General features: G+C 55.4%; 1 protein-coding gene. It reads right to left on the bottom strand.

The window, feature by feature from the left end:
* Positions 1–38 precede the first annotated feature (38 nt).
* Positions 39–1,092 (bottom strand): IS3 family transposase gene (locus tag ACXYMO_RS18695; RefSeq protein ID WP_458880272.1). Its coding sequence is split into 2 segments (ribosomal slippage), with 1,055 coding nucleotides annotated over them: positions 39–925 and positions 925–1,092; the frame shifts between segments, so codons are not numbered across the junction. This gene is flagged as partial in the annotation.

The following is a 1,092-nucleotide window of genomic DNA, read 5'->3' as shown; positions in this document are numbered from 1 at the left end:
TGGACCTGTCACGCTTTCGTGCCGCCCCAAGTGCTCGTTTAAGCCGCCTTTCGTTCGAAAGCGACCGGGCTTTTCCAGCCCAAAGCTGAGTGCCGACGGCGCGGGTTGTAGAAGCCGTTGATGTATTCGAAGATTGCCATCTCGGCCTGCCGTCGGGTGTCCCATGACCGCCGCCAGATCAGTTCTGCTTTGATGGTCTTGAAGAACGTCTCGACAGCGGCGTTGTCGTAGCAATTGCCCTTTCCACTCATCGATGTCTTGAAGCCGTGTTGGCGCAGGATCTTCTGATAGTCGTGAGAACAATATTGCGATCCACGATCTGTGTGGTGGATGCAGCCCTTCGGCGGTGATCTGAAGGCAATCGCCATCTCCAGCGCCCGGATCGCCAGGTTCCGCTTCATTCGATTGCTAACGGCCCAACCGATGACCCGCCGGGAATGTAGGTCCAAGATCACAGCAAGATACAGCCAGCCCTCACGCGTCCAGATATAGCTGATATCACCAGCCCACTTCTGGTTTGGTTGATCTGCGGTAAAGTCCCGATCCAGCAGGTTCGGTGCGATGTTGAACTTATGATCGCTGTCTGTCGTCACCTTGTGTTTGCGGGTTCTGATCACTGATATGCCGTTCTGGCGCATCAAACGGCCAACACGGCGGTGCCCCACGTCCAAGCCGATTTCTTTCAGCTCTTCGGTCATGCGTGGTCGACCATAGCTGCCCAAGCTGAGACGTGACTGCTCCTTGATGTGTGCCAGCGTTACCAGATCAAACCGCTGCCTTCGACTGGCAGGGCGGTTACGGAACGCACGTAGACCACGTGTGCTGACACCGACAACATCGCATAACCGGTTGGCCGGGAAATGGGTCCTGTGTTCTTCGACAAACCTAAATCTCATTGCTTTAGGCCCGCGAAGAATTGGGTGGCCTTTTTTAGGATTTCCCTCTCCTCCTTGAGGAGCCGGATCTCACGTCGAAGTCGATCATTCTCTCGCGCGAGGTCTAAATCCGCTTTGGACACCACATCTGTGTCCCTATGCGCCGTGATCCATTTGTTCAGCGTCGACATGCCAACACCCAGATCATCAGCCACCT

It is taken from the genome of Arenibacterium sp. CAU 1754 (assembly GCF_054482635.1).
The sequence above is the reverse complement of the archived record's forward strand: the minus strand, read 5'-3'. Positions and strand labels throughout refer to the sequence as shown.